Origin of the sequence: Roseovarius sp. E0-M6, from assembly GCF_037083845.1 — a bacterium.
Taxonomy (GTDB): domain Bacteria; phylum Pseudomonadota; class Alphaproteobacteria; order Rhodobacterales; family Rhodobacteraceae; genus Roseovarius.
In genome coordinates this window covers 1-23689 of the sequence record NZ_JBAPLA010000006.1, presented here as the reverse complement: position 1 = coordinate 23689, position 23689 = coordinate 1, and the positions used below count along the sequence as shown (strand labels likewise).

Annotated in this window: 21 protein-coding genes, 1 other RNA gene and 1 pseudogene; 8 read left to right on the top strand and 15 right to left on the bottom strand. The window is 59.4% G+C overall.

From position 1 onward, the window contains the following. Positions 1 to 15 precede the first annotated feature (15 nt). The 5 genes from V8359_RS14300 to ccoN all read right to left on the bottom strand — a co-directional run bounded on the left by V8359_RS14300 (position 16) and on the right by ccoN (position 4922). Positions 16 to 906 (bottom strand): LysR family transcriptional regulator, encoded by an 891-nt coding sequence (locus V8359_RS14300; protein WP_336429704.1) that lies wholly within the window; start codon positions 904 to 906, stop codon positions 16 to 18. 522 nt (positions 907 to 1428) lie between these two features. Next, positions 1429 to 2295, bottom strand: coding sequence for a cytochrome-c oxidase, cbb3-type subunit III (gene ccoP / locus V8359_RS14295; protein ID WP_336429703.1), 867 nt, complete (start codon positions 2293 to 2295; stop codon positions 1429 to 1431). Between the two features lie 5 nt (positions 2296 to 2300). Then, positions 2301 to 2501, bottom strand: a complete 201-nt coding sequence (locus V8359_RS14290; RefSeq protein ID WP_336429702.1) for a cbb3-type cytochrome c oxidase subunit 3 — start codon at positions 2499 to 2501, stop codon at positions 2301 to 2303. A gap of 9 nt (positions 2502 to 2510) precedes the next feature. Further along, a complete protein-coding gene (gene ccoO / locus V8359_RS14285) occupies positions 2511 to 3281 on the bottom strand; it encodes a cytochrome-c oxidase, cbb3-type subunit II (RefSeq protein WP_336429927.1) in 771 nt (256 codons plus the stop codon). 36 nt (positions 3282 to 3317) lie between these two features. Then, positions 3318 to 4922, bottom strand: a complete 1605-nt coding sequence (gene ccoN / locus V8359_RS14280; protein WP_336429701.1) for a cytochrome-c oxidase, cbb3-type subunit I — start codon at positions 4920 to 4922, stop codon at positions 3318 to 3320. A 204-nt stretch (positions 4923 to 5126) separates the two neighbouring features. On the opposite strand from ccoN, the gene V8359_RS14275 reads away from it, so the two are divergent. Then, positions 5127 to 5966, top strand: coding sequence for a universal stress protein (locus V8359_RS14275; protein WP_336429700.1), 840 nt, complete (start codon positions 5127 to 5129; stop codon positions 5964 to 5966). Between the two features lie 36 nt (positions 5967 to 6002). Here V8359_RS14275 and fnrL read toward each other — a convergent pair whose 3' ends face one another. Beyond that, on the bottom strand, positions 6003 to 6749 hold the full coding sequence (gene fnrL, locus V8359_RS14270) for a transcriptional regulator FnrL (protein WP_336429699.1): 747 nt from the start codon (positions 6747 to 6749) through the stop codon (positions 6003 to 6005). Between the two features lie 73 nt (positions 6750 to 6822). Between fnrL and hemN the strand changes: the two genes are divergently transcribed. Next, positions 6823 to 8178 (top strand): oxygen-independent coproporphyrinogen III oxidase, encoded by a 1356-nt coding sequence (gene hemN / locus V8359_RS14265; protein ID WP_336429698.1) that lies wholly within the window; start codon positions 6823 to 6825, stop codon positions 8176 to 8178. Between the two features lie 25 nt (positions 8179 to 8203). On the opposite strand, the gene V8359_RS14260 is transcribed toward hemN, so the two are convergent. The 5 genes from V8359_RS14260 to V8359_RS14240 form a co-directional block, all read right to left on the bottom strand. Continuing rightward, a complete protein-coding gene (locus V8359_RS14260) occupies positions 8204 to 9796 on the bottom strand; it encodes an ABC transporter ATP-binding protein (protein ID WP_336429697.1) in 1593 nt (530 codons plus the stop codon). Continuing rightward, the gene (locus V8359_RS14255; RefSeq protein WP_336429696.1) at positions 9793 to 10899 is read right to left on the bottom strand and encodes an ABC transporter permease; all 1107 of its coding nucleotides are present in this window, start codon (positions 10897 to 10899) and stop codon (positions 9793 to 9795) included. Before V8359_RS14255 ends, V8359_RS14260 begins: the two co-directional genes overlap by 4 nt. A 4-nt stretch (positions 10900 to 10903) precedes the next feature. Then, entirely contained in the window at positions 10904 to 11992 is a 1089-nt protein-coding gene (locus V8359_RS14250; protein ID WP_336429694.1) for a microcin C ABC transporter permease YejB, read from the bottom strand. Between the two features lie 8 nt (positions 11993 to 12000). Continuing rightward, entirely contained in the window at positions 12001 to 13911 is a 1911-nt protein-coding gene (locus V8359_RS14245; protein ID WP_336429692.1) for an extracellular solute-binding protein, read from the bottom strand. Between the two features lie 239 nt (positions 13912 to 14150). Then, the gene (locus tag V8359_RS14240) at positions 14151 to 14675 is read right to left on the bottom strand and encodes a c-type cytochrome (protein WP_336429691.1); all 525 of its coding nucleotides are present in this window, start codon (positions 14673 to 14675) and stop codon (positions 14151 to 14153) included. Between the two features lie 120 nt (positions 14676 to 14795). Here V8359_RS14240 and V8359_RS14235 point away from each other — a divergent pair, with 120 nt between their 5' ends. The 3 genes from V8359_RS14235 to V8359_RS14225 all read left to right on the top strand — a co-directional run bounded on the left by V8359_RS14235 (position 14796) and on the right by V8359_RS14225 (position 17064). After that, entirely contained in the window at positions 14796 to 15629 is an 834-nt protein-coding gene (locus tag V8359_RS14235; protein WP_336429690.1) for a prephenate dehydratase, read from the top strand. Positions 15630 to 15857: 228 nt separating this feature from the next. Beyond that, positions 15858 to 16220, top strand: a complete 363-nt coding sequence (locus tag V8359_RS14230) for a magnesium transporter MgtE N-terminal domain-containing protein (protein WP_336429688.1) — start codon at positions 15858 to 15860, stop codon at positions 16218 to 16220. A gap of 373 nt (positions 16221 to 16593) precedes the next feature. Then, positions 16594 to 17064, top strand: a complete 471-nt coding sequence (locus V8359_RS14225; protein ID WP_336429687.1) for a magnesium transporter MgtE N-terminal domain-containing protein — start codon at positions 16594 to 16596, stop codon at positions 17062 to 17064. Between the two features lie 77 nt (positions 17065 to 17141). On the opposite strand, the gene V8359_RS14220 is transcribed toward V8359_RS14225, so the two are convergent. Both V8359_RS14220 and nudC read right to left on the bottom strand, forming a co-directional pair. Beyond that, complete coding sequence (locus V8359_RS14220; protein ID WP_336429686.1) at positions 17142 to 17609, bottom strand: SRPBCC family protein; 468 nt, start codon at positions 17607 to 17609, stop codon at positions 17142 to 17144. Positions 17610 to 17660: 51 nt separating this feature from the next. Then, entirely contained in the window at positions 17661 to 18629 is a 969-nt protein-coding gene (nudC, locus tag V8359_RS14215; RefSeq protein ID WP_336429684.1) for an NAD(+) diphosphatase, read from the bottom strand. A 190-nt stretch (positions 18630 to 18819) separates the two neighbouring features. Between nudC and V8359_RS14210 the strand changes: the two genes are divergently transcribed. The 3 genes from V8359_RS14210 to serS all read left to right on the top strand — a co-directional run bounded on the left by V8359_RS14210 (position 18820) and on the right by serS (position 22278). Then, positions 18820 to 20718: a bifunctional 2',3'-cyclic-nucleotide 2'-phosphodiesterase/3'-nucleotidase gene (locus V8359_RS14210; RefSeq protein ID WP_336429683.1), complete on the top strand. Its 1899-nt coding sequence runs from the start codon at positions 18820 to 18822 to the stop codon at positions 20716 to 20718. 46 nt (positions 20719 to 20764) lie between these two features. Then, an RNA gene (gene ffs, locus V8359_RS14205) (signal recognition particle sRNA small type) lies at positions 20765 to 20861 on the top strand. A gap of 124 nt (positions 20862 to 20985) precedes the next feature. Beyond that, complete coding sequence (gene serS, locus V8359_RS14200; RefSeq protein ID WP_336429682.1) at positions 20986 to 22278, top strand: serine--tRNA ligase; 1293 nt, start codon at positions 20986 to 20988, stop codon at positions 22276 to 22278. An 18-nt stretch (positions 22279 to 22296) separates the two neighbouring features. Here the strand turns inward: serS and V8359_RS14195 are convergent, their stop codons facing one another. Together V8359_RS14195 and V8359_RS14190 are read right to left on the bottom strand one after the other, a co-directional pair. Next, entirely contained in the window at positions 22297 to 23379 is a 1083-nt protein-coding gene (locus V8359_RS14195) for a DUF2235 domain-containing protein (RefSeq protein ID WP_336429681.1), read from the bottom strand. Between the two features lie 218 nt (positions 23380 to 23597). After that, positions 23598 to 23689: pseudogene (locus tag V8359_RS14190) on the bottom strand (IS200/IS605 family transposase); the annotation flags it as partial.

Below are 23689 nucleotides of genomic sequence, written 5' to 3'. Positions count from 1 at the left end.
GACTCTGAAACTGATCTATTCCGCGTCGGGCGCATTTTGCTTTTGCCGTCGCAGCCATGTCACGAATGCTTTCGCAGGGGGCCTTAGAACGCCGGGGCGGGTCACGATATGATATCCGGTCGCGCCTCGGTCGCGAAAAAGGATGCGAAGGCGGCCGGCGCGCACATCGGTCTCAACCGAAGACATCGCTGTGCTGATCACACCCTGCCCCGCCCGCGCACCGTCTAGCATGAGGTTTCCCGGCACATAGGTGATGCTTTTCGCCCGCCCCTGATTGACGCCGTGCTTTCTAAGCCAGTCCTGCGCCTCGTTCGTGCCCAGCTCCTCCAGCCACGGAAAGCGCAACAGATCTTCGGGACAGTCGATCACGCAGTCGCCCACAAGGCTTGGTGCGGCGGAAATCACGATATCGGTTGGCACCAGCATGTCCACATCGAAGCCGGGCCAGTCGCCATTGCCAAATCGCAGGCAGAGGTCGATACCGCCGGGCTCCGGGTTCTGAAGGCTCGCGGTGGGATTCACCATCAGGTCAATACCCGGGTGCCGCGTCTGAAAATCGAGAAGTTTCGGCATCAGCCAAGTCGATGCGAAGAGCTGTGTGGTGGACACCTGCAAGGGCCGGTCGGCATCAGCACCGGTGATCGCCTCAATCGCATGACTGATCGCCCCGAACCCGGTGCGCAGTGCCTCGGCAAGTTGCCGTCCCTCGGCTGTCAAAGCCAGTGACCGTCCACTCCGGTCCAAAAGCCGCGCGCCCAAATGGGTCTCAAGTGTGCGCAATTGCTGGCTGATTGCGGCATGGCTCACGTTGAGAGCCGTGCCGGCATCCACCACTGAGCCGGTTTCGTAATAGGCCGCGAACGCGCGCAACGCGCTGAGAGGCGGCATGTTCAGCCAGTTCATCATGTTACCTCAGGTTACACATCAAAAGCATTGCTGGCTCGCGCCGCGCACCATCAAGGTCCATATTCATAGCATGAAAGGCACCTTGAAAGGATAAGAGACATGCTGGGAATTTATGCGAAAAGTTTTATGACTGCAACGCGGGCCCGCAATTGGGACCACTGGCAAGGTGGGACGCGTTTCGACACGCGAAAAGATGCCGAGCTTGCGGCGCATAGGGTGGGCCGCCGCCGTGACTGAGCCATGCATCACGCCCGAGCGTCGGCATACGCGTCGCTGGCCTTGGCGAACACACCGGTGGTCAGGGCCCCGGAACCTAAACTGCCCGCCTTGGTGAGACCAAAGTTCTGTCGAAGACAATCGACCGCCCGCGGGAATGCCATGGGCGGTCGGTGCGGTCAGGTAGCCTGTCCCAAAGACGTGCTATAAAGCGGTTAAGTGACACCGATCCTTCTGGAAACGCGCGAACAGATCGAAGGATCGGTGTCTGACCCGCGCCTCGCGGCGCGGGATTCAAATGACGCGTTACTCGCCCCCACCAAGCTGGTGAACATAAGCCGAGACAGCTTTGACTTCCGCATCGGTCAGGCGGTTCGACCACGGCGGCATAACACCAAAGCGGCTGTAGGTGATGGTTTCGACAACGGTCTCATAGTCCCCACCAAAGAGCCAGATCGCATCCGCAAGGTTGGGTGCCCCCTGTGTCCGGTCGCCCGTGCCATCTTCCATGTGGCAAACGGCGCAGTTGTCCATGAAGACGGTCTCGCCCTCATCCACGAGGCTCGGATCCTCGGGCTCTCCCGAAAGTGACAGGACATAGTTGGCCGCCGCCGCGATCTCTTCGTCTTCGAGAAACTCACCAAACGCGGGCATCTGGGAATACCGGGCCTCGGGGTCCACGTCATTGCGGATGCCATGCGCAACGGTGGTATAAATCGCCTCGATATCGCCGCCCCAAAGCCACTCATTGTCAAGAAGGTTCGGATAGCCCTTGGCCCCTGCCGCACCCGACCCATGACATTGCGCACAATAGGTCAGGAAGACCGAAGAGCCCGCCTTCTCGGCGTAGTCCTGAATTTCGGGATGTTCCGCAAGTGCGGTCAGATCGACCTCGGCCAGCGCCGACATGTTTTCGGCATTCGCGCTTTCGACGCGCGCCATCTCTTGGGCCACCTCTTCACGCGTGGAATAGCCCAGAAGGCCGGGTGTCGCCTTACTGATCATGGGCCAGGCGGGATAGGCGATAGAATAGCCGATGCCCCAGATGATCGTGACGTAGAAGGTCCAGAGCCACCAACGCGGCAACGGATTGTTGAACTCCTCGATGCCGTCCCACTGATGGCCGGTGGTTTCCGGATCTTGGTTCTGTTTCTTTTTAGGGGTCTTGGCCATGTCTCTCACAGCTCCCTTTTATCGTCGTCCGCAGGCTCATCCTGTGCGGGCTTGTCTTCGTGGCGGAACGGAATGTCGCTCGGATCTTCGTATTTCTTCGTGGCGCCGGGGCGGAACACCCAAATCACGACCCCGATAAAGAAGAGGAAAAGAAAGAGCAGCATCCAGCTGTCTGCAAATTCTCGCAGGAAGGAATAGGTTTCCATATCCCGCTCCTACCTGTTGTCCACGGGCGTGAAAGTCGAGAAATCGACCAACGTGCCCAGCATTTGCAGGTAGGCGATCAACGCGTCCATCTCCGAGATACCGGGACGCATATCAAAATTGCGCACCTGCACCGTTTCGCCATACCGCTCGAGCAGACCGTCGTAATCCGCGTCCGGGTTGGCCTGCACCTTGAAATCGGCACTGGCGTTCTCGACCATTTCGGGGGTGTAATCCACACCCACAAGCTGATGGGTACGTACCAGATCCTGCACATGCTCACCTTCGATCAGGCGATTTTCAAGAAAGCCGTATTTCGGCATGATCGACTCGGGCACAACCGATTGCGGATCGCGCAGGTGGTCCAGATGCCATTCGTCCGAATACCGCCCACCCACGCGCGCAAGGTCGGGGCCCGTCCGCTTGGACCCCCACTGGAACGGGTGATCGTATTGCGACTCGGCGGCAAGGCTGTAGTGGCCATAACGCTCGACCTCATCCCGCATCGGGCGGATCATCTGGCTGTGACAGACATAACAGCCCTCGCGGACATAGATTTCGCGTCCGGTGAGTTCGAGAGGCGTGTAAGGGCGCATACCTTCCACTTTCTCGATCGTGTTCTCCAGCCAGAAGAGCGGCGCGATCTGAACGATCCCGCCGATCGTCACCACGAGAAAGGCAAAGATCGTCAACAGCGTGATGTTCTTTTCCAGTACCTTGTGACGATCCAGGATTGACCGCTTCTTGGGTCGTTCGCCCACACCGCTCGAGGAGGCCGGCATCGGGGGTTTCTTGTCGGAAGCCATTTCAAAGACTCCTTATTCGGCCGGCACAGCAGAGCTGGTCGGCGCGATGGCCGGGCTCCGTTTGACGGTCATGTAGAGGTTATAGCACATGATGATTGCGCCAGTGATGTAGAGCACCCCGCCCAGGGCCCGCACGACAAGCATGGGGAACTTGGCCGCCACCGTGTCAGCGAACGAATTGACGAGGAAACCGTTAGCGTCGACTTCGCGCCACATCAGGCCTTCCATGATGCCCGTCACCCACATAGCGGCGGCATAAAGAATGATCCCGATCGTGGCGAGCCAGAAGTGCCAGCTCACAAGGCTCAGGCTATAGAGCCGCTCACGGTGCCACAGCTTGGGCACGAGGAAGTAGAGCGCCCCGAAGGTGATCATGCCGTTCCAGCCAAGGGCGCCGGAATGCACGTGCCCGATGGTCCAGTCGGTGTAATGCGACAGGCTATTGACCGCGCGGATCGACATCATCGGACCCTCAAAGGTGGACATGCCGTAGAAGCCGATTGAGATCACCATCATGCGGATGACCGGATCGGTGCGCAGCTTGTCCCAAGCACCCGACAGGGTCATCAGACCGTTGATCATCCCGCCCCAGCTGGGCATCCAGAGAATGACCGAGAACACCATCCCGAGCGTCGAGGCCCAATCAGGCAACGCGGTATAGTGAAGGTGGTGCGGTCCGGCCCAGATATAGATGAAGATCAGCGCCCAGAAGTGGATGATCGAGAGCTTGTAGGAATAGACCGGACGTTCCGCCTGTTTGGGCACGAAGTAATACATCATGCCAAGGAAACCCGCAGTCAGGAAGAAGCCCACGGCGTTGTGGCCATACCACCACTGCACCATCGCGTCCTGAACGCCCGAAAAGACCTGCACCGATTTCGAGCCGAAAATGGACACCGGAATCGCGAGGTTGTTCACCACATGCAGCATCGCCACAGTGATGATAAAGCTCAGATAGAACCAGTTCGCCACATAGATATGCGGCTCTTTGCGCTTCACGATCGTGCCAAGGAAAACGGCGAGATAAGCGAGCCAGACAATGGTCAGCCACCAGTCCACATACCATTCAGGTTCGGCATACTCCTTGGATTGAGTCGCACCCAGAAGATATCCCGTTGCAGCCAGCACGATGACAAGCTGAAAGCCCCAGAAAACAAACCACGCGAGGTTTCCGCCCCAGAGCCGCGCCGCGCTCGTGCGTTGCACCACGTAGAACGACGTGCAGATAAGCGCGTTACCCCCAAAGGCGAAGATCACCGCGCTGGTGTGCAGTGGCCGTAGCCGTCCGAAATTGGCAAGTCCCTGCGCCCATTCGAAATTGAGCTGCGGAAACGCAAGCTGAAACGCGATGAACGTGCCGACGAGAAAGCCGACAACCCCCCAAAGCGCCGTGGCAATGACACCGGCACGGATCACGCCGTCCATGTATTCGCCCGACAGGTCCACCTTTTCGACCGGTTCATCGGTCCTGCGCAGAACCCACAAAAACATCACACCCGCAACGAGCGCGATGGTCAGTGCATTTACCAAATAGGCCAGATCCCGTGCATAATTGGCCCCAATCAGCGCCAAAAGCGTGATCAGACCAAGCACGATCAGCTTGAAGTAGTTCGTCATTTCTCATGTCCCTTCGTCTCTCTGTCCACGCGGCTGGGAATCGCCGCTTGGGCGCGTTCAGACAGTCCGGGTGATGCGCCTTTCACCCTATGATCGCTTTGATCTGTATCAAGAAAGCTGAACCAATTGATTGATACGGGTCAACGACGCAGGCCCTTCGCGATTCTAGCATGGGCTCGTCAAGAAATTAAAAGGAGTGTGGCCATGGCCTACAAGACCTTGTTTTCCGCGCTGACCGATTCTGAAATCATAAATGAGGTTTTGCCAACGGCAACTGCTCTCTCCGGCTTGCTCGATGCACATCTGGATACCTTGTGTCTCGGTGTGGATCGCACTCAGGTCGCCAGCTATTACGGCGGAGCCACTTCCGTACTCGTTCAGGAAGCGTTCTCGCGCGCTCAGGAAGAGGCGGCGGCCCTAGAAAAGTCTGCGCGCGCCGAGCTTGACCGCAGCGATGTGCGCTGGAGTTGTCAGTCTGACATCGTCCAGATGGCCGATCTGGCGCGGATTGTCTCTTTGCATGCCCGGTTCTCCGACCTTGCTATCGCGCCGCAACCCTATGGTGACGGGCGCGGTCAGGATATCGAATCCGCGCTTGAGGCCTGCCTGTTCGATGCTGGTGTCCCGGTGCTTGTCACACCCGACAAATGCAGCCTTACGGCGCTTCCAAAGCAGGTTATGGTCGCTTGGAACGAAAGCGCCGAGGCGCTACGCGCGGTCAAATCCGCCTTGCCAATGATCGCCCAGGCCGATCGCGTGCATGTGGTCATGGTAGATCCTCCGGCCCATGGTGCGACGCGCTCGGACCCCGGCGGTCTCCTGTCACAGTTCCTTGCCCGCCACGGTCACAAGGTCGAAGTGGAGGTGCTCTCGCGCACATTGCCGCGTGTGGCGGACGTGATCATCCGCCATGCCGAAGATATCGAAGCCGACCTTGTGGTGATGGGGGCCTATGGGCATTCCCGCTTCCGCGAAGCGGTGTTCGGGGGCGCGACGCTCTATATGCTTCAGCACGCGACGCGTCCTGTTCTCATGGCGCATTGAGGCAATACCGCCACAAGCGGCGGCCGCATGGCGGGCTCAGACCAGGAGCCCGCCATCGGCATCATCGCCCGCCTCGTCCATCAGCAGCCGGAAATCCGGCACTGTGACGTGACGCTTGCCTTCAAGTGCGATCACCCCGTCGCGCTTGAGCGCACTGATCTGCCGACTTACGGTTTCCAGCGTCAGGCCCAGATAATCCGCCATCGCCTCACGGGTGAGCGGCAGGTCGAACACGATCTCGCCGCGCGCTTCCTGAAGCGTGAGAGATGCGGTTCGCCGCCCGATGATCGCCAAAAGCGAGGCGATCTTCTCGCGCGCGGTCTTGCGGCCAAGCACGACCATCCATTCACGCGCGGCATCAAGCTCGTCCAGGGTCATTTCCAACAGGCGTTCGGCGATATGCGGTGTATGCGCCATCATCTCCTCGAACGGTTTCTTTCGAAAACAGCACATGACCACATCGGTGGTCGCCACCGCGTTGTAAGCGGCCGTATCCCGGCCCGGGCGCCCGATGAAATCGCTGGGCAGCAACAGGCCCACCATCTGCGTGCGCCCATCCTCAAGCGTCTGGGTCAGTGTCGCCACGCCCGTTACCACGGACCCAACGAAATCCATTCGATCGCCGGCCCAAATAACGGTCTGTCCCGCCTCAAAGCTGCGATAGAATTTCATCTGATCCAGAACAGTCAGCTCGGTCGGTTCGCACCGGGCGCACACCGCGCGGTGTCGAATCGGGCAATCTCCACATTCATGCGGCATGGCCTGAAGGTCGGATTTGAGCATGTACGATACCTGTTTTTTCTGACTTGATCTGCATCAAGGATGACGTGTGCGACCGTGTCTTAAAGCTAGGCGCATGGATACGAAATCACAACTTGCGGACCTGGGGCTCTTTGACGCAAAGGTGCCGCGCTATACGAGTTATCCGACCGCGCCGCATTTCTCGCGCGAGGTCGGGGCGGATACATTCACATCATGGATATCATCCGTGGCGCCGGGATCAAACATATCCCTTTACGTGCATGTGCCTTTCTGTCGCAGGCTTTGCTGGTTTTGTGCGTGTCGCACTCAGGGCACGCAGACCGATGCGCCGGTCATCGCCTATCTCGAAACATTGCGTGCCGAACTGGCGCTTCTGCGCGCGATACTGCCCGACGGCGTGCGCCTGTCGCGCTTGCATTGGGGGGGTGGGACGCCGACCCTCCTCTCGCCCGCGATGATGAGCGACCTCGCCGGAGAAATCGCGGACGTGGTGCCTTTCGGACCGGATGCGGAATTTTCGGTCGAGATCGATCCGAACGAAATCGACGGTGCCCGGCTCGATGCGTTGGCAGAGGCGGGTATGAACCGCGCCTCGATCGGTGTTCAGGATTTCGATCCCCAAATTCAGGAAAGCATCGGCCGTCGCCAAAGCTTCGAGTTGACCCGCGACGCCGTCACCGAGCTTCGCGCGCGCCGTATCCACAGCCTCAACGCCGACATCCTCTATGGCCTTCCCCATCAGACGCCCAACCGCATCACGGAAAGCGTTCAGAAACTTCTCTCGCTCAGCCCCGACCGCGTGGCGCTCTATGGCTATGCACATGTGCCGTGGATGTCCAAGCGGCAACAGCTGATTCCGTCCGATACGCTCCCCACGCCGCAAGAACGGCTCGAGTTGTTCGAAACCGCGCGGCGGCTCTTTCTATGGGATCACTACGCGGAAATCGGAATCGACCATTTCGCGCTTCCCGATGACAGCTTGACCGTGGCCGACCGCGCCAATCGGCTCAGGCGCAACTTTCAGGGCTATACCGACGATCCCGCTGAGGTGCTTATCGGACTTGGCGCCTCTTCGATCTCGCGGTTTCCACAGGGGTATGCGCAGAACGCGCCGGCCACCGGGGCGCATACCGCAACAATCCGCGCCGGGCGTTTCTCAACCACGCGCGGACATGAGTTCAGCACCGAGGACCGCCTGCGCGGCCGCCTGATCGAATGGATCATGTGCGACTTCCGTATTGATCTGGACCGGATTGAAGACGAATTCCCGGGTCAGCGTTCCACGGCATTGAAGCTTCTGACAGAGGTGGCGAACTCTTTCGAAGGACATCTTGAGCTGGACACCACCGGCCTGCGCATCCCACCTGCCGCGCGGCCGCTGACCCGCATGATCGCGCGCAGCTTTGACGCCTATGAACTCAGCAAGGCGGGGCACAGCAGCGCGGTCTGATCCGATGCCACGGTCTCGGCGGCTCTCAGGCCGCCGACTCCTCCATCGACGCCTTCAGAAGCGATTGGGCATATTCGGTCTGTGGCCGCTCGAACAGATCGTCGGCGGTGCCTGCCTCGACAATATCGCCCTGTTTCATCACCGCGATCTTGTGGCTCATTGCGCGCACTACGTTAAGATCGTGACTGATGAAGAGATAGGCCAGACCGTGTTTGCGCTGTAGCCTGCGCAGAAGGTCGACGATCTGAACCTGCACGGTCATGTCCAGCGCCGAGGTCGGCTCGTCCAGCACCACCAACTTGGGACGCAGAATCATCGCCCTTGCGATCGCGATCCTTTGCCGTTGCCCGCCCGAAAACTCGTGCGGGAACCGGTTCATCGAATCCGTCGGCAACTCGACCTCGCGCAGCACTTCGGCCACCATTTCGCGCTCGGTCCGCCCCTTGGGGCACCCATGCACGCCCAGCCCCTCGGCCACGATCTGTGCACAGGTCATCCGCGGGCTAAGGCTGCCGAACGGGTCCTGAAACACGATCTGCATGTCCTTGCGGCGCTGGCGCATGGCGCGGGTGGACCATTTGCGCACATCTTCGCCGTCAAAAGTGATGCCGCCCTTCGAACTGATCAGGCGCATCGCGGCAAGCGCAAGCGTCGTCTTGCCCGATCCGCTTTCGCCCACAATGCCCAGCGTCTCGCCCGCGCGCACCTCGACCGACGCATCCTTGACCGCTTTGACATGGCCGACCTTGCGCTTGAAAAAGCCCTTCTCGATCGGAAACCACACGCGCAGGTTCTCGGTGCGCACGATCACAGGAGCGTTCTCGGCCACCGGCTCGGGTTCTCCCGTGGGACGCGCACCAAGAAGCTTACGGGTATAGTCGTGCTTTGGGTCGTCGAAAACCTCGCGCACCGGACCTGCCTCGACAAGCTCACCGTCCTTCATGACACAGACGCGATCCGCAATACGGCTTACGATCCCAAGATCATGGGTGATAAAGAGAAGCCCCATGTTCTCTTCCCGCTTCAATTCGGCCAGAAGCTCGAGGATGCGGGCCTGAATCGTCACGTCCAGTGCGGTCGTCGGTTCGTCCGCGATCAGGATGTCAGGCTTGTTGGCCAGCGCCATGGCGATCATCACGCGCTGCCGTTGTCCCCCCGAAAGCTGATGGGGATAGGCGCCGAGCCGGCTTTCCGGGTCACGCACGCCCACTCTGTCCAGAAGTTCGACAATCCGCCGCCGTGCGGCGTCACCCTTTATTCCCTGATGCAGGTCAAGGCTCTCGCTGATCTGACGCTCAAGCGTATGCAAAGGGTTGAGCGATGTCATCGGCTCCTGAAAGATGAAACTGATGTCGTTGCCGCGCACATCGCGCAGCCGCTTTTGCGGTGCGCCGATCATCTCTTGCCCGTCATAGGTCACCGATCCCTCGACAATCGCGGATGCGCCAAGAAGCGACACAGTGCTCAGCGCGGTAACGGACTTGCCCGAGCCGCTTTCACCAACCAGCGCCACCGTCTCGCCCCGGTCGACATCGAACGAAACGCCGTGAACGGCAGGCTTGACCTTGCCATCCTGCTGAAAGCTCACCTTAAGGTCGCGAATTTTGAGCAAGCTCATTTGAACGTCTTTCTCGGATCGAACGCATCGCGCACCCCTTCAAAGATGAAGACCAGCAGCGACAGCATGATGGCAAAGCTGAAAAAGGCGGTGAAGGCCAGCCACGGCGCTTGTAGGTTTTGTTTGGCCTGACGGCTCAACTCTCCAAGGCTCGGAGCCGAGGACGGCAGGCCATAGCCCAGAAAGTCGAGCCCGGCGAGCGTGGCAATCGTGCCCGTCACGATGAAGGGCAGGAACGTCACCGTCGCCACCATCGCGTTAGGAAGCATGTGGCGGAACATGATCGTCATGTTGCCCACACCCAATGCCTTGGCCGCCCGCACATATTCAAGGTTGCGCGCCCTCAGGAATTCGGCCCGCACGAGCCCGACAAGCGCCATCCAGCCGAAAAAGACCATGATCCCGATCAGAAGCCAGAAATTTCGGGGCAACACCGCAAACAGAATGATGATCACGTAAAGCTGTGGCGTGGATTCCCATATCTCGATGATCCTTTGCATCACGAGATCGACCCAACCACCGAAATAGCCCTGCACCGCGCCCGCGATCACCCCGATAAGGGTGGTCAGAACCGTCACGATCAATGTGAACATCACCGAGAGCCTGAAACCATAAATCACCCGCGCCATCACATCACGCTTGGTATCATCGGTGCCAAGCCAGTTCTGATTGTTGGGCGGTAGCGGCGCGGCACCGGGCCTGTCGACCGCGGTGTCATAGGAGTAGGGAATGATGGGCCAGAGCGTCCAGCCCTTTTCGATCGCGTCTCCCCCGACAACGCTGTCCGCCGCGTCCTCGATGATCCCTTCCGGGTCATCGAAACACGCATCAAGCCCGCCGGACACGATCAAGCACTCGACCTCAGGATCGCGATAGATCGCTTCGGTTTCGAAATCGCCGCCAAAGGCCGTTTCAGGATAGAAGTTGAAAATCGGTGTGTAATACTCGCCGCGATACTGCACGAGGATCGGCTTGTCATTGGCCACGAACTCTGCGGGCATAGTCAGCAGCATCAGCACGCTGAATATGATCAGCGACCAATAGGCCCGTGCATTGCTGCGGAAATTGAACCAGCGGCGGCGGGTAAGCGCGGAAACGGCCATCGTCTCAGCCCTCGCGCTTCTCAAAGTCGATCCGCGGATCGACAAGAACATAGGTAAGATCGGTCACCAGCTTCATCACAAGCCCGATAAGCCCGAACAGGTAAAGCGTGGCGAACATCACAGGGTAATCCCGCGTCACTGCGGCCTCGAACCCAAGCCGCCCGATTCCATCCAGCGAGAAGATCGTCTCGATAAGGACGCTGCCGCCAAAGAAAACGCCGATGAAGACCGCGGGAAAGCCCGCGATGACGATCAGCATCGCATTGCGGAACACATGACCATAAAGCACTTTGCGCTCGCTCACGCCCTTGGCGCGTGCGGTCATGACATACTGCTTACCGATTTCGTCCAGAAAACTGTTCTTCGTCAAAAGTGTCAGCGTCGCAAAGCCGCCGATCGACATGGCCAGCACAGGTAGCGTGATATGCCACAGATAATCCACCGCCTTGCCCAGAAGGCTCAGTTGCTCAAAATTGTCCGAGGTCAGCCCGCGCAACGGAAATATCTGCCAGTAGCTTCCCCCGGCAAAAAGCACCAGAAGCATAACCGCGAACAGGAACGACGGAATGGCATAGGCCGCGATGATGATACCGCTTGTCCACGTGTCGAACGGCGTGCCGTCGCGCACGGCCTTCCGAATACCAAGCGGAATGGACACGATATAGGCGATCAGCGTGGACCACAGACCCAGCGTGAATGACACCGGCAGTTTCTCCAGCACCAGGTCGATCACCTCGATCTTGCGGAAATAGCTCTCCCCGAAATCGAAGCGCGCATAGTTCCACATCATGTTGAGAAAACGCTCAAGCGGAGGTTTGTCGAGGCCGAACTGCGCCTCCAGCTCTTCGATGAACTCGGGCGGCAGGCCGCGCGCGCCGAGATAACCTTCGTTCTCGAAATCGCCGGTTTCGGTCGTGACATCGCCACCGCCACCGGCAAAGCCCGAGAACGCATCCCCCTCGCCCTGCATATTGGCGATGATCTGCTCGACAGGACCACCCGGCACGAACTGAACCAGCACGAAATTGATCGTCATGATTCCCAGTAGCGTGGGAATGATCAGCAGAAGCCTGCGCAGGATATAGGCACCCATCGTGCGGCTTACCTCAACGGGGCGCCTGCAGCCTTGAGGGCTGCGGCATTCTCTGTGTCATACCACCAGAAATCGAGCGCCCCCAGCGCATAGGGTGGCATCTTGTCGGGATGGTCATAGATGTCCCAGTAGGCGACCCAGTGGTTGGGCGCGTATCCATCGGGCAGAACAAAGAATTCATAGCGAAGCGCTCGGTCCAGCGCCCGGATCGCCACATGCTCTTCCGCCTCGCTCTCGGTCATGAGGGATTCCTCGATGATCCGATCCACCATCGGGCTGGCCAGCCCGGCTGGATTGAAAAGACTGTATTCAGCCGCCTCCGAACCGAACCGCTGCGCAAGGCCCGTCCCGGTCCCCAGAAGCGCGGGATATCCGTCAAAGATAAGATCATAATCCCGGTCGCGCTCTCGCTTGGTATATTGCGCGGCATCGACGCTTTCGAACCGCGCATCTATCCCCATCTTTTCAAGGTTGGACACGAAATTCTCGGCCGTGGCCCGCGCCGAGGCCGAGTCGTTCGCGCTAAAGAGGAAATCAAGCCGCAGAACCTCGCCTTCATCGTTGCGCCGGATACCATCAGACCCCACTGGCCAACCGGCCGCGTCCAGAAGCTTCATCGCCGCGCGCAGGTTCCGGCGCGAGACAAGTCGATCCGGGTCGGACTCGTGCGGTGTCCACGGCTCTGTCGTCAGAACTTCCTCTGGCACCACATCACCCAGAGATTTGAGAAACTCCAGTTCTTCGCCCTCGGGCAACCCGGTCGCCTCGAGTGGCGTGCCCTCAGAGAACGACCCTTGCTGATCAAAGAGCCCGTAGAGAAGCGATTTGTTGGTCCATTCGAAATTAAATCCGAGCGCCACCGCCTGCCGAACCCGACGATCCTGCAACGGCTCCGAACCAAGATTGAAAACGATGCCGCTCATATTGGGCGGAAAGCCATCGGGCAGTTCCTCGCGCTTGACCCAGCCCTCGTCGATTGCGGGAAATTCGTAGAAGCTTGCCCATTGCTTGGGGTCGTTCTCGGTGCGGAAGGTGACCTCGCCTGCCGTGAACGCCTCGAATGCGCCCGTGGAATCCGCGAAATATTCAAGCCTGATCCGATCGAAATTATGGCGTCCCTGATTGATCGGAAGATCCCAGCCCCAGTAATCCGGGTTACGCTTGAACGTCACGCGACGTGGCGGATTCACCTCGTCGAGGACATACGGCCCCGACCCCGGCGAAACCTCCATGCGCGGCTCATCCAATCGGGCCCCCGTCTCTTCGTACCAATCCTGCGACCAGATCGGCACGGTGCCTACCTGATCAATCAGACTGCGCCGTGAGATATCTTCGGTGAAATAGAACTTCACAGTGTGATCGTCGATCACCTCGACCTTTGGAATACGCGCACGGACCGCATCCGCATAGGATTTCAACCCTTGGTCCAAAAGCAGATTATGACTGAACGCCACATCATGGGCGGTCACCGGCGTACCGTTCGAAAATTCCGCTTCGGGCCGCATATGGAAAATGACCCAGGCCTTGTCCTCAGGATATTCGATGCGCTCGGCCAAAAGGCCATAATATTCATCATAATGATCCGACGGCAGGCTGCCCGATCCCGCCTGTATTTGCCCCAGAAGGCTTTCATACATGACAGTGGACAGCGCTGACGCCCGGCCAAGCCGCGCATAAGGATTCATCGAATCGAACGTGCCGCTCAGTGCGAGGGCAATCTCGCCACCTTTGGGCGCATCCGGGTTCACATAATCGAAATGTTCGTAATCGGCGGGATAGCTCAGGTTTCCGAAGAAGGAATAACCATGCGATTCGATGATCGTCTCTTCGGACAGGGCCGGTTGACTCAGAAACGCCGCAAAAATCACGACAGCCCCCAGTTTTCCCCTGATCGCTTTCACCGCTCTGGACACTGCCATAAACATTCCTCCCTAGGCACGCTGCATGTGGTGCATGTGGTGCCTTTCCCTGAGATCGCAAGCTAATGCCTTTCCGTGATGTGCCGCAACCGCACAAATCCGATTAAAGCGTTAAGTCTTTCGCGGATGTCTCTGGCCAAGGGCAAAAGGTGTCAGGGCGCTGTGCCATTCAACTCACGCACGAAAAAGCCGCCAGCCCACATGGGGCGGCGGCTCTGTCGGTCAGGTCTGAGGGAAAATCACTCGCCGATCGTATCCAAATACGCGATGAGATTCGCGCGGTCCGCTGCCTTGTTCAGCCCGGAGAAGCTCATGGACGTGCCCGACGCATACCCGCGGGGATCCTCAAGAAATCCGTTCAGGTTTTCCGCAGTCCAGACATCGGCAGCCTCGCTCAACGCACCGGAATAGCCGTACTCGGCGACCGCGCCGACGTCGCGCCCGACGACATCATAAAGGTGCGGGCCGGTCGCGTTCGCGCCATCCTCAAGCTTGTGACAGGCGCGGCATTTGCCGAACACCCTCGCCCCCTTTTCGACATCCGCTGACGCCAGAAGTTCATCAAATGACGGGCCTTCCTCGGCCTCAGCACCGGCATCATCGCCCGCCTCGACTTCTATCGCGTATCCTGCGGCATGCTCTTCGCCGCCATGGCCGCCTCCGGTATGATAGATCGTCTCAGCCGCCCATTTGCCCATCAAAAAGATCAGGAACGCCCCGCAAAAGCCGCCCAGTATCTTGGTGAATGTCATCGTGTCGAACATAGGTACGCATCCATTTCATATCTCTTGCGCGGTATCTATCCGCTTCCCTTGCCGTTGCGCAAGGTATAGTTTGCGCGACTAAATGCCCTCCCCCGGGCCAAGTTTGATTACGAGACTCCCATGACCGGAACCATAGCCTTTCAGGGCGAACTTGGCGCCTATTCGCATCAGGCGTGTCGCGACACCTACCCCGACAAAGAGGTGCTGCCTTGCCGGACGTTCGAGGATGCGATCGCCGCCGTCCTCTCGGGTGAGGCCGATCTCGCGATGCTTCCGGTCGAAAATTCGACCTTCGGACGGGTCGCGGACATCCACCATCTCTTGCCCGAGTCGGGCTTGCATATCATCGGAGAGGCGTTCGTTCGTGTGCGGATCGCCCTCATGGCGCTGCCCGGCGTGACGCTCGACCGCGTGACCGAGGCCATGAGCCACACCATGCTTCTTGGACAGTGCCGCAGCTTTCTCGCCGATCATCAGATCGCCCGTGTGACCGGTGCCGACACCGCCGGTTCGGCGCGGCATGTTGCGGAGGCCGGTCAGGAACACCTAGCCGCGCTTGCAAGCGAACTGGCCGCTGATATCTACGGGCTCGACGTGCTGGCCCGCGACATCGAGGACGAAGGCGACAACACGACCCGCTTTCTTGTCATGGCCCGCGATCCCGATCTGACCCGGCGCGGCGCGCACGGCATGATGACCACCTTCATCTTTCAGGTGCGTAACATTCCCGCCGCGCTTTATAAAGCGATGGGCGGTTTCGCCACGAACGGCGTCAACATGACCAAGCTTGAAAGCTACATGGTTGGCGGCTCGTTTTCCGCGACCCAATTCTATGCCGATATCGAGGGGCATCCCGATGACCCGTCGGTCAAGCTCGCGCTAGAGGAGTTGGACTACTTCACATCGTATGTGAAGATTTTGGGAACATATCCCGCCTCGCCCGAAAGATCCTGAGCAAGCGCTTGATTTAAAACCTTTATTCCCGTGATGACTTGTGAAGGGTCTGATCGCTCTTCACGGGACCGTCACTGTTCATTCACGCCGTCGCGCGTTTGGCAACACGTGGTGTCACGATGCCGAGAGATAAGCTTTCAATCCCCGATCCGGTGCCCACCTTGATGAACAGGAGCGCGGTTCATTCCGCGACCTGCACATCGAAACACCGAACGAAAGGACATTCCAATGCGTACTCTCAGTATCCTCGCCATCGTCGCCGCGACCTCAGCGCCGGCTCTTGCTGAAACGCCTGACGCGGCAACCATCACACCGTCCGCGGGCACGGTGATTTCCGAACTGTCCGGCGATGAACGCAAAGGCCTCTTTGCCGAGCTTTCATCAGACGAACGTGACGGGCTTTTTGCCGAACTGTCCACGGAGGAGCGCAAGAACTTCTATGCGGAACTCTCAGGCGATGAGCGGAACGATCTTTTCGCTGAACTCTCCGGGGACGAACGCGGAAACCTTTTTGTTGAGCTTTCGTCAGACGAACGCGACCGGCTCTTCGTGGAACTCTCCGGTGACGAGCGCAAGGGGCTCTTCGCGTGACACGTCACGGACATCACTGTCTTGAACACTAAAAAGGCGTCTGCTTGTCAGGCGCCTTTTTGATCGCCGCACATCACCGAAAGCCCGACATCACATCCTGACCAATGTTTCAGAAAATCGGACGATTTGACGCTCAGTTTGTTTCATTTTCAGCCCGCAAGCAAACTCAGAGAATTAGAAAATGCAATGTTTACAAGGGAAATACGGATTTCAGACGTCCCGAATAATCGCTTCCCACGTCACCACTCTCCACACGGGATTTCACGTAAATGCGAGAGGGCTTACCATGCGGACCGATTGGTCCTAAATTCGTTTCATCACCGCGGAACACACCGCACAACAGATCAAACAATGACCCGAAAGGACTATTGAAATGCGTATCATCTCCACCCTCGCCCTGATCGTCGCCACGGCCACTCCCGCCCTCGCAGACTCCACCTCACCCTTCGCCGTGACGCCCTTCGACGCCACAGTGATTTCGGAACTGAGCGATGCAGAGCGTAACAGCATCGTCGCAGAACTCAGCGACGCAGAGCGCAAAAGCATCGTTGCGGAACTGAGCGACGCGGAACGCAACAGCATCGTCGCGGAACTCAGCGACGCGGAACGCAACAACATCGTCGCAGAACTCAGCGATGCGGAGCGCAAGCATCAGGTCGCGGAACTGAGCGATGCAGAGCGTAAAAGCATCGTTGCAGAACTCAGCGACGCAGAGCGCAACAGCATCGTTGCAGAACTCAGCGATGCGGAACGCAACAGCATCGTCGCGGAACTGAGCGATGCGGAGCGCAAGCATCAGGTCGCAGAACTGAGCGGAGCCGAGCGCAAAGCGCAATTCGTCTGAGACAAGGGGATGGGCGGCTCACAAATCACGGCCCACTCTATTGGAAAGCGTCAGGTCACCTGGCGCTTTCCCGCGTTTCAGGCCGTCCGATGATACCGCTCTTCAATATCGCGTGCATAATCCCGCAGCCGGGCATCAAATTTCTTGTTGAGGGAGGATCGGGCCAGCTTCATCGACTGAACCAGAAGTCGTGCCGACAGGTTGCGCGGCGTCAGCAGCACTTTCAGCGCGAGCCGAGTCCGCGTTCGCGACAGCGCCACAAGCTCGACATCCAGCCGCCCCTCGATCGCGTTCGAATGAGAGTTGAATGCCATCCAAGTGGGCGGATCATATTCCGCCAGTTCGATGGTTGTGTGCCGTGTCTTGCCCCGAAACTGGAAACTGGCCTGCCATTGCATGCCCGGCCCAGCGGAGGTGAGATCATCCACACGCTGAACTTCCGCACCGCGCCGCAACGCAGAGCGTTCCAAAGAAGCAAAATCAGATACCTGCGCGAACACGAAGTCAATCGGCGCCTCGATATCGTCCCGTGACGAAAATTTCATTGCCCTGCCCCACGTTTCGACGTGCGTCTCGTGTCTTTTTACATTCTCGCCTTAATCCAGCGTATCCGCAAGCCAGTTGCGCAGCAAAAAATGCGCGATTGCGCCAGGGCGGGCCGGCTTGATGACCGGGTGATCCCCCGCCATTGCCGCCATGACCTCTTCGCGCGGCACCCAGAGTGCGTCAGCGATTTCCACCGGGTCGATCTCGATCTCACCTGTCACCGCCCGACCCCAACACCCGATCATCAAGGATGTGGGAAACGGCCATGGTTGGCTGGCCAGATACCCGACTTCGGACACCTCTATACCGGATTCCTCTTTGACCTCACGCCGAACCGCTGCCTCGAGCGTCTCACCCGGCTCAACGAACCCGGCCAGAAGCGAATACATCCCGTCGGGCCACCCCGGTGACCTTCCTAGCAAGACATCATTGCCGCCCGTGATCAGCATGATGACAACCGGATCGGTGCGCGGGAAATGCTGCGTGCCACAGGCGCGGCAGCTACGTTGCCACCCCGATTGCGCTATCTCGCTTTGCACACCACACGCGGCACAAAACCCATGGCTCAAATGCCATGAATGCAAGGCCTTAGCCGTGGCAGCCAGTTCTGCGTCACGCGCGTTCAACCGGGTAAGAAGTTGCCGCAGCTCGCAAAAAACCTGACCCTCGGCAAGATCGGGATGCCGCTGAAGCGTGTCATCGAGAAAGCCCTGACCGGTCTGACCCGCTTCACCCTCCGGCACCCATGCCGAAACGTCACAGGCAAACACCAGCCGCCCGTCATCCTCACGACCAAGAAAGAAGCGCGGCATGTCAGGGTTAAAGATCGGATGATTGTCCGGCAACCGAACAAGCCGTGCCTCGGCATCCCCCTCGATAAGCGGCTTACCCCACCAAAGAGCGATCACCTCTGCACCATGCCGTTTCGCAGCCGCCACCAGTGCGGCATCGTCGCCCCGCAACTGCGCCGCCCGGTCAAGTGCCGATCCCCCGAATGTCACTGTTTCCGCCAGTCGCATAGCCACCCTCCGCCAGAAGTGACTGACACGACCGGCGACCCGGCTCAAGCCCGTTGCTCTTTTTTACCACGTGGAAATAGATTTTCCCGACATGCACAACTGCGGGTTGAAACACTTTGGGAAATCGATAGTCTTCTGACATGTTTACTTACATCACTTGCTGGTCAATCGAACACCAACGGGATTTACGATGAAGGTCTTTCCCGGGCCAAACCCACCTTCAAACGCGCCGACAAAGGCCGACGCGAGCGTACAGCTTCGCATTCTGGCCACCTCGGATGTTCATGCAAATCTTCTGCCCTACGATTATTACCTCGATCGCGATGACATGCCTTTCGGTCTTGCACGGCTGGCAACCCTCATCGCGGATGCGCGGGCCGAGGTGCGCAATTCCATCCTTCTGGACAATGGCGACATGCTTCAAGGCACCCCCATTTCCGATATCATCGCTCAGCCGGATGGGCCTTGGCAGGGCATTCACCCGGTCATTCTGGCGATGAACCATCTCGGCTATGATGCCGCCGGATTGGGCAATCACGAATTCAACTTCGGCCTTGAATGGTTGCGCAACACCGCCAAAAACGCCCGCTTTCCATATCTTTGCGCCAATATCAAACGCGTGAGCGGTTCGAACCACGAGACGTTCTGGAGCCCTAGCCTCATCCTCGAGCGCGCAGTTCAGGACGACAGCGGCACAACACACACGCTGCGGATCGGAGTGCTGAGCGTGATGCCCCCACAGGTCACGACTTGGGATAAATCACATCTTGATGGCCGTGTGCAAAGCGCCGACATGCTCGACGTGGCCCGGCGCGAGGTGCCGCGCCTGCGCGCCAAGGGGGCCGATCTCGTTATACTGTTGGCCCATACCGGGATCGAGGGATCCGGGGAACGCCCAATGATGGAAAATGCGGCCATTCCGCTGGCTCATATTGATGGCGTGGACGCAATGATCACCGGCCATATTCACAGTGTTTTCCCGTCACAGAGGTTTCACGATACACAGGGTGTTGACCCCGCACGTGGGATGATCGGAAATATCCCGGTTGTCATGCCAGGCTATCGGGGGTCGCATCTCGGGGTGATCGACTTGGACTTGCAACATGCTGACGGGCGCTGGTCGATGGCCTCCTCACAAGCCGCCGTAAGGCCCGTGGATTCCCCGAACCAAGAAACCGTGAAAAGCGATGTAACCCTCCGAGAAGAGCTCGAACCTGCTCACAAAATCACGTTACAAAGCACAAATCAAAGCATCGGGGCCTCTAAGGGACCGTTGCACAGCTATCTCTCGCTCGTCGGTGTGAACCCGGCCGAGCGTTTGGTGGCGCGCGCTCAATGTGCCGCGCTCACCTTGGCCCTTCGTGCCGGTCCCTACGCCGACCTGCCTGTGCTCGCATCGGTCGCACCATTTCGCGCAGGCGGTCGTGGCGGTCCACACCACTACACCGACATCGCCCCCGGACCACTCGCCCTGCGTCACGTCGCGGACCTTTATGCATTTCCCAACACGCTTGTGGGGTTGCTCATGACGGGCCGCGATCTTCGCGATTGGCTGGAACGCGCCGCGATCATCTTCAACGGCATTGATCCCGGCACCACCGATGCGCCGCTTTGCGATCGTGCCATGCCTTCGCACATCTTCGAGATCGTCGAGGGCCTGACCTACGAGATCGACCTGTCACAGCCTCCGCGCGTGGATATCGCCGGCAGCATCCTAAACCCGACCGCACGGCGCATTCGCAAGCTGCGCCATGCCGGGCGCGCCGTGAAAGATGACGACCGGTTCGTGATGGCCACCAACAGCTACCGCGCCGCCGGGAGCGGGCCATTCCCCGCCGCCAAACCCACACAGGTGATCCATGAGGACCCGAGACTTGTCCGCGAACACCTGCTGACATACCTGCGTCAGGCGGGCCCGCTCACCCCGCCGGACAAACCTATCTGGCGATTTTGTCGCATGCCCGGCACCAGCGTGATCCACCGCACCGGCCCGGGTTTGCGTGATGTTGCGCCGTCGCCGCTGCGGGAGGGCATGACGCCACTGGATCTCGATGCCGACGGTTTTCTGCGGCTGCGCATCGCACTATGACAGCACCCGGTTGCACTCGGGCGCCAAAGCCCTTAAATGAAACATCGAGAGGTTGGCGCGGGCAAGCGCCTCGCCAACCCGGTCAGGTCCGGAAGGAAGCAGCCGTAACGAGCCCCGCTTGGGTCGTTGTCCAGCCTCTCACCTTATCCTACTCATGTGAAGTGCGACGAACGCGGCCAACATGGCGCGCGCACCCTACCCGTGCCGCGCGATCTGGTGCATAACGCAGTCCGACAGACGATTCACTTTCGACCAAGGACCAAGACGATGCATGACATCCGCGCCATTCGCGACAACCCCGACGCTTTCGACGCCGCGCTCGCGCGCCGCGGAGCCGATGCCGCATCGTCCGATATACTCGCATTGGACGAGGCGCGCCGCGCCCGTATCCACGCCGCAGAAACAGCACAGGCCGAACAGAACAAGGCATCCAAGGCAGTGGGCGCCGCCAAGGCCAGCGGTGACGAGGCCGAGTTTGAACGTCTGCGCGCCCTCGTCGGTCAGAAAAAGGCCGAGGTCGCCGAGATGCAGGCCGAGGCGAAGACGCTTGACCAAAAGCTTACGGATCTTCTCATGGGGCTTCCCAACATCCCCATGGAGGATGTCCCCGACGGTTCGGACGAGGACGACAACGTAGAAATTCACCGCTGGGGCACGCCGCGCGACCTCGATTTCTCCCCGGTCGAGCATTACGAGATTGCAGGCGTCAAACCCGGCATGGATTTCGAAACCGCGGCCAAGCTTTCGGGCGCGCGGTTTGTTGTCCTGTCCGGGGCCGTGGCGCGCATTCACCGTGCCCTCGCCCAGTTCATGATCAATACACATGTCGACGAAAACGGTCTGACCGAGACATGGACACCCGTGCTTGTGCGGCCTGAAATGATGTATGGCACCGGCCAGCTTCCGAAATTCGGCGAAGACAGCTATCAGACCACCAATGGCTGGTGGCTGGTGCCCACCGCCGAGGTGACCCTGACCAACATCGTGAACGGCCTCACCGTCGAGGAAAGCTATCTGCCGCGCCGCTATGTCGCTCATACGCAGTGTTTCCGCTCGGAGGCCGGCAGCGCAGGGCGCGACACCGCGGGCATGCTGCGCCAGCATCAGTTCGAAAAGGTCGAAATGGTCTCGGTCACGCATCCCGGCGCATCACGCAATGAGCTGGATCGCATGACGGGCTGCGCCCAAGGTGTGCTCGAAAAACTCGGCCTGCCCTACCGCACCATCGTGCTTTGCACCGGTGACATGGGATTCGGCGCGCGCCGCACCCACGATATCGAGGTATGGCTGCCCGGTCAGAATGCCTATCGCGAGATTTCGTCCGTCTCGGTTTGTGGTGATTTTCAAGCCCGCCGCATGAATGCCCGATTCAAACCGGTCGGAGGTGGCAAGCCCGAGTTCCTGCACACGTTGAACGGCTCCGGCCTTGCCGTGGGCCGATGTCTGATCGCGGTGCTCGAAAACGGTCAGCAGGCCGATGGCTCGGTCAGCCTTCCCGACGTCCTCAGCCCCTATCTGGGCGGGAAAACAACGTTGGGCGCGGATGGCACACTCAGTTGAGAATAAATGCGCTCGGGCTTAGCGCAAACTGCCGGGCCTGTAGTCAGACCGCGCCTCGATCCGCACCCGCACCGAGGGATGTACATCGCGCCCATGCTCAGGCCCCTTGCGCCAGCGCCGCAGAAGGCCCTTTTTCGCTGGCAGGAGAGGCGTTGAGACCGCCGCATCGCCTGGCACCTGCGGCACCCGCGCCCCGGTCTTCAGGGTCAGCTCCGGGGCACCCTCGAGCATCCATGCCAGTGTGAATGCACCCAGTTCGCGCGCGCCGGAGCTACCACCCACAATGCTGTGCGTTCCGATGAACCAAACCTGCTGATAGGGGCGCGTCGCACTGACATTCCCACCATTCAGCCCCGGCTGTCCGGGTCTGTCGTCAAGGTTGTCCCAAAGCGCAGGCTGATAAAACAGACGCATTTCGTCAAGCGCCACGGCATGCCGCGCCCGCGTCACGAGACGCGACAACTGCATGTCATGAAACCGGTAACGCCGGTTCCAAAGCGCCGCGACGGGCCCGAGGATCGCAACAGGTATCCCCTTTGCACCGACTGTGTCCCACACTCCCAAATAAGCCACCCGCACCCGAGCAATCCCCCCGCCCCGCCACACCTGATCCTCTTTCGAGGTGGCGAAATCCGGCGACATTGCTGCGCGTGCCGCTTTGATATGGGGTTCATCAGGGGCATTGGTCCGCCCCCGTTTACGGTAAAGCGCGAAGGCGCAGTTCACGCCTTCGGTGCTTGTGTCCGCGATGATCCCACATTTGCGAATCATCCCGACAACCGACCGCGCGGTATAGGCCCCGCGCGAGAAGCCCAGCACGTAAATCTCGTCACCCTCGCGATAGGCCCGCGCGATGAACTGATAGGCTTGCTTCACCTTGGCATCGAGTCCCCAGCCAAAAAGACCCCCGCCCCAGCGATTGAGAAACCCGGTCACCGGCCCATCGAACCGCCTGTCGGTTCCGATGCCGGCGAAATAGGCCACAACCTGACCCTGCGCCGGATCGTTGATCAACGCGCGGCTCATGCGCACCACATGCGTGGGCTCAACGATCTTGGGTGAATTCCAGGTGCCGTCACAGAAAACGACGATGCGGGTCATGGGCGCCTCCTTGACGGACGCGAGCGCGCACTAGTTCACTCACTAAAGCGTTTCGCCTTTAACCTGAGACATCAGCGAAAGGCGAAACGCGTGCAACGCCTGAATGTCGCGCTGCGGTTCGCGAAAATCTGTGAGTCAGGTTTTTCGCGAAACGCTTTAGGAACAGATTAAGCGACATCCGATTCAAGTGAAGGACGCACCGGCTGACGCCGGAGGCATCATTTGGAGGAATGTAATTCCAGGTACTGCCTGATGACGTCGTCAGTCACGTTCCCAGAGGTCGTGGAGAAATACCCACGCGCCCAAAAGC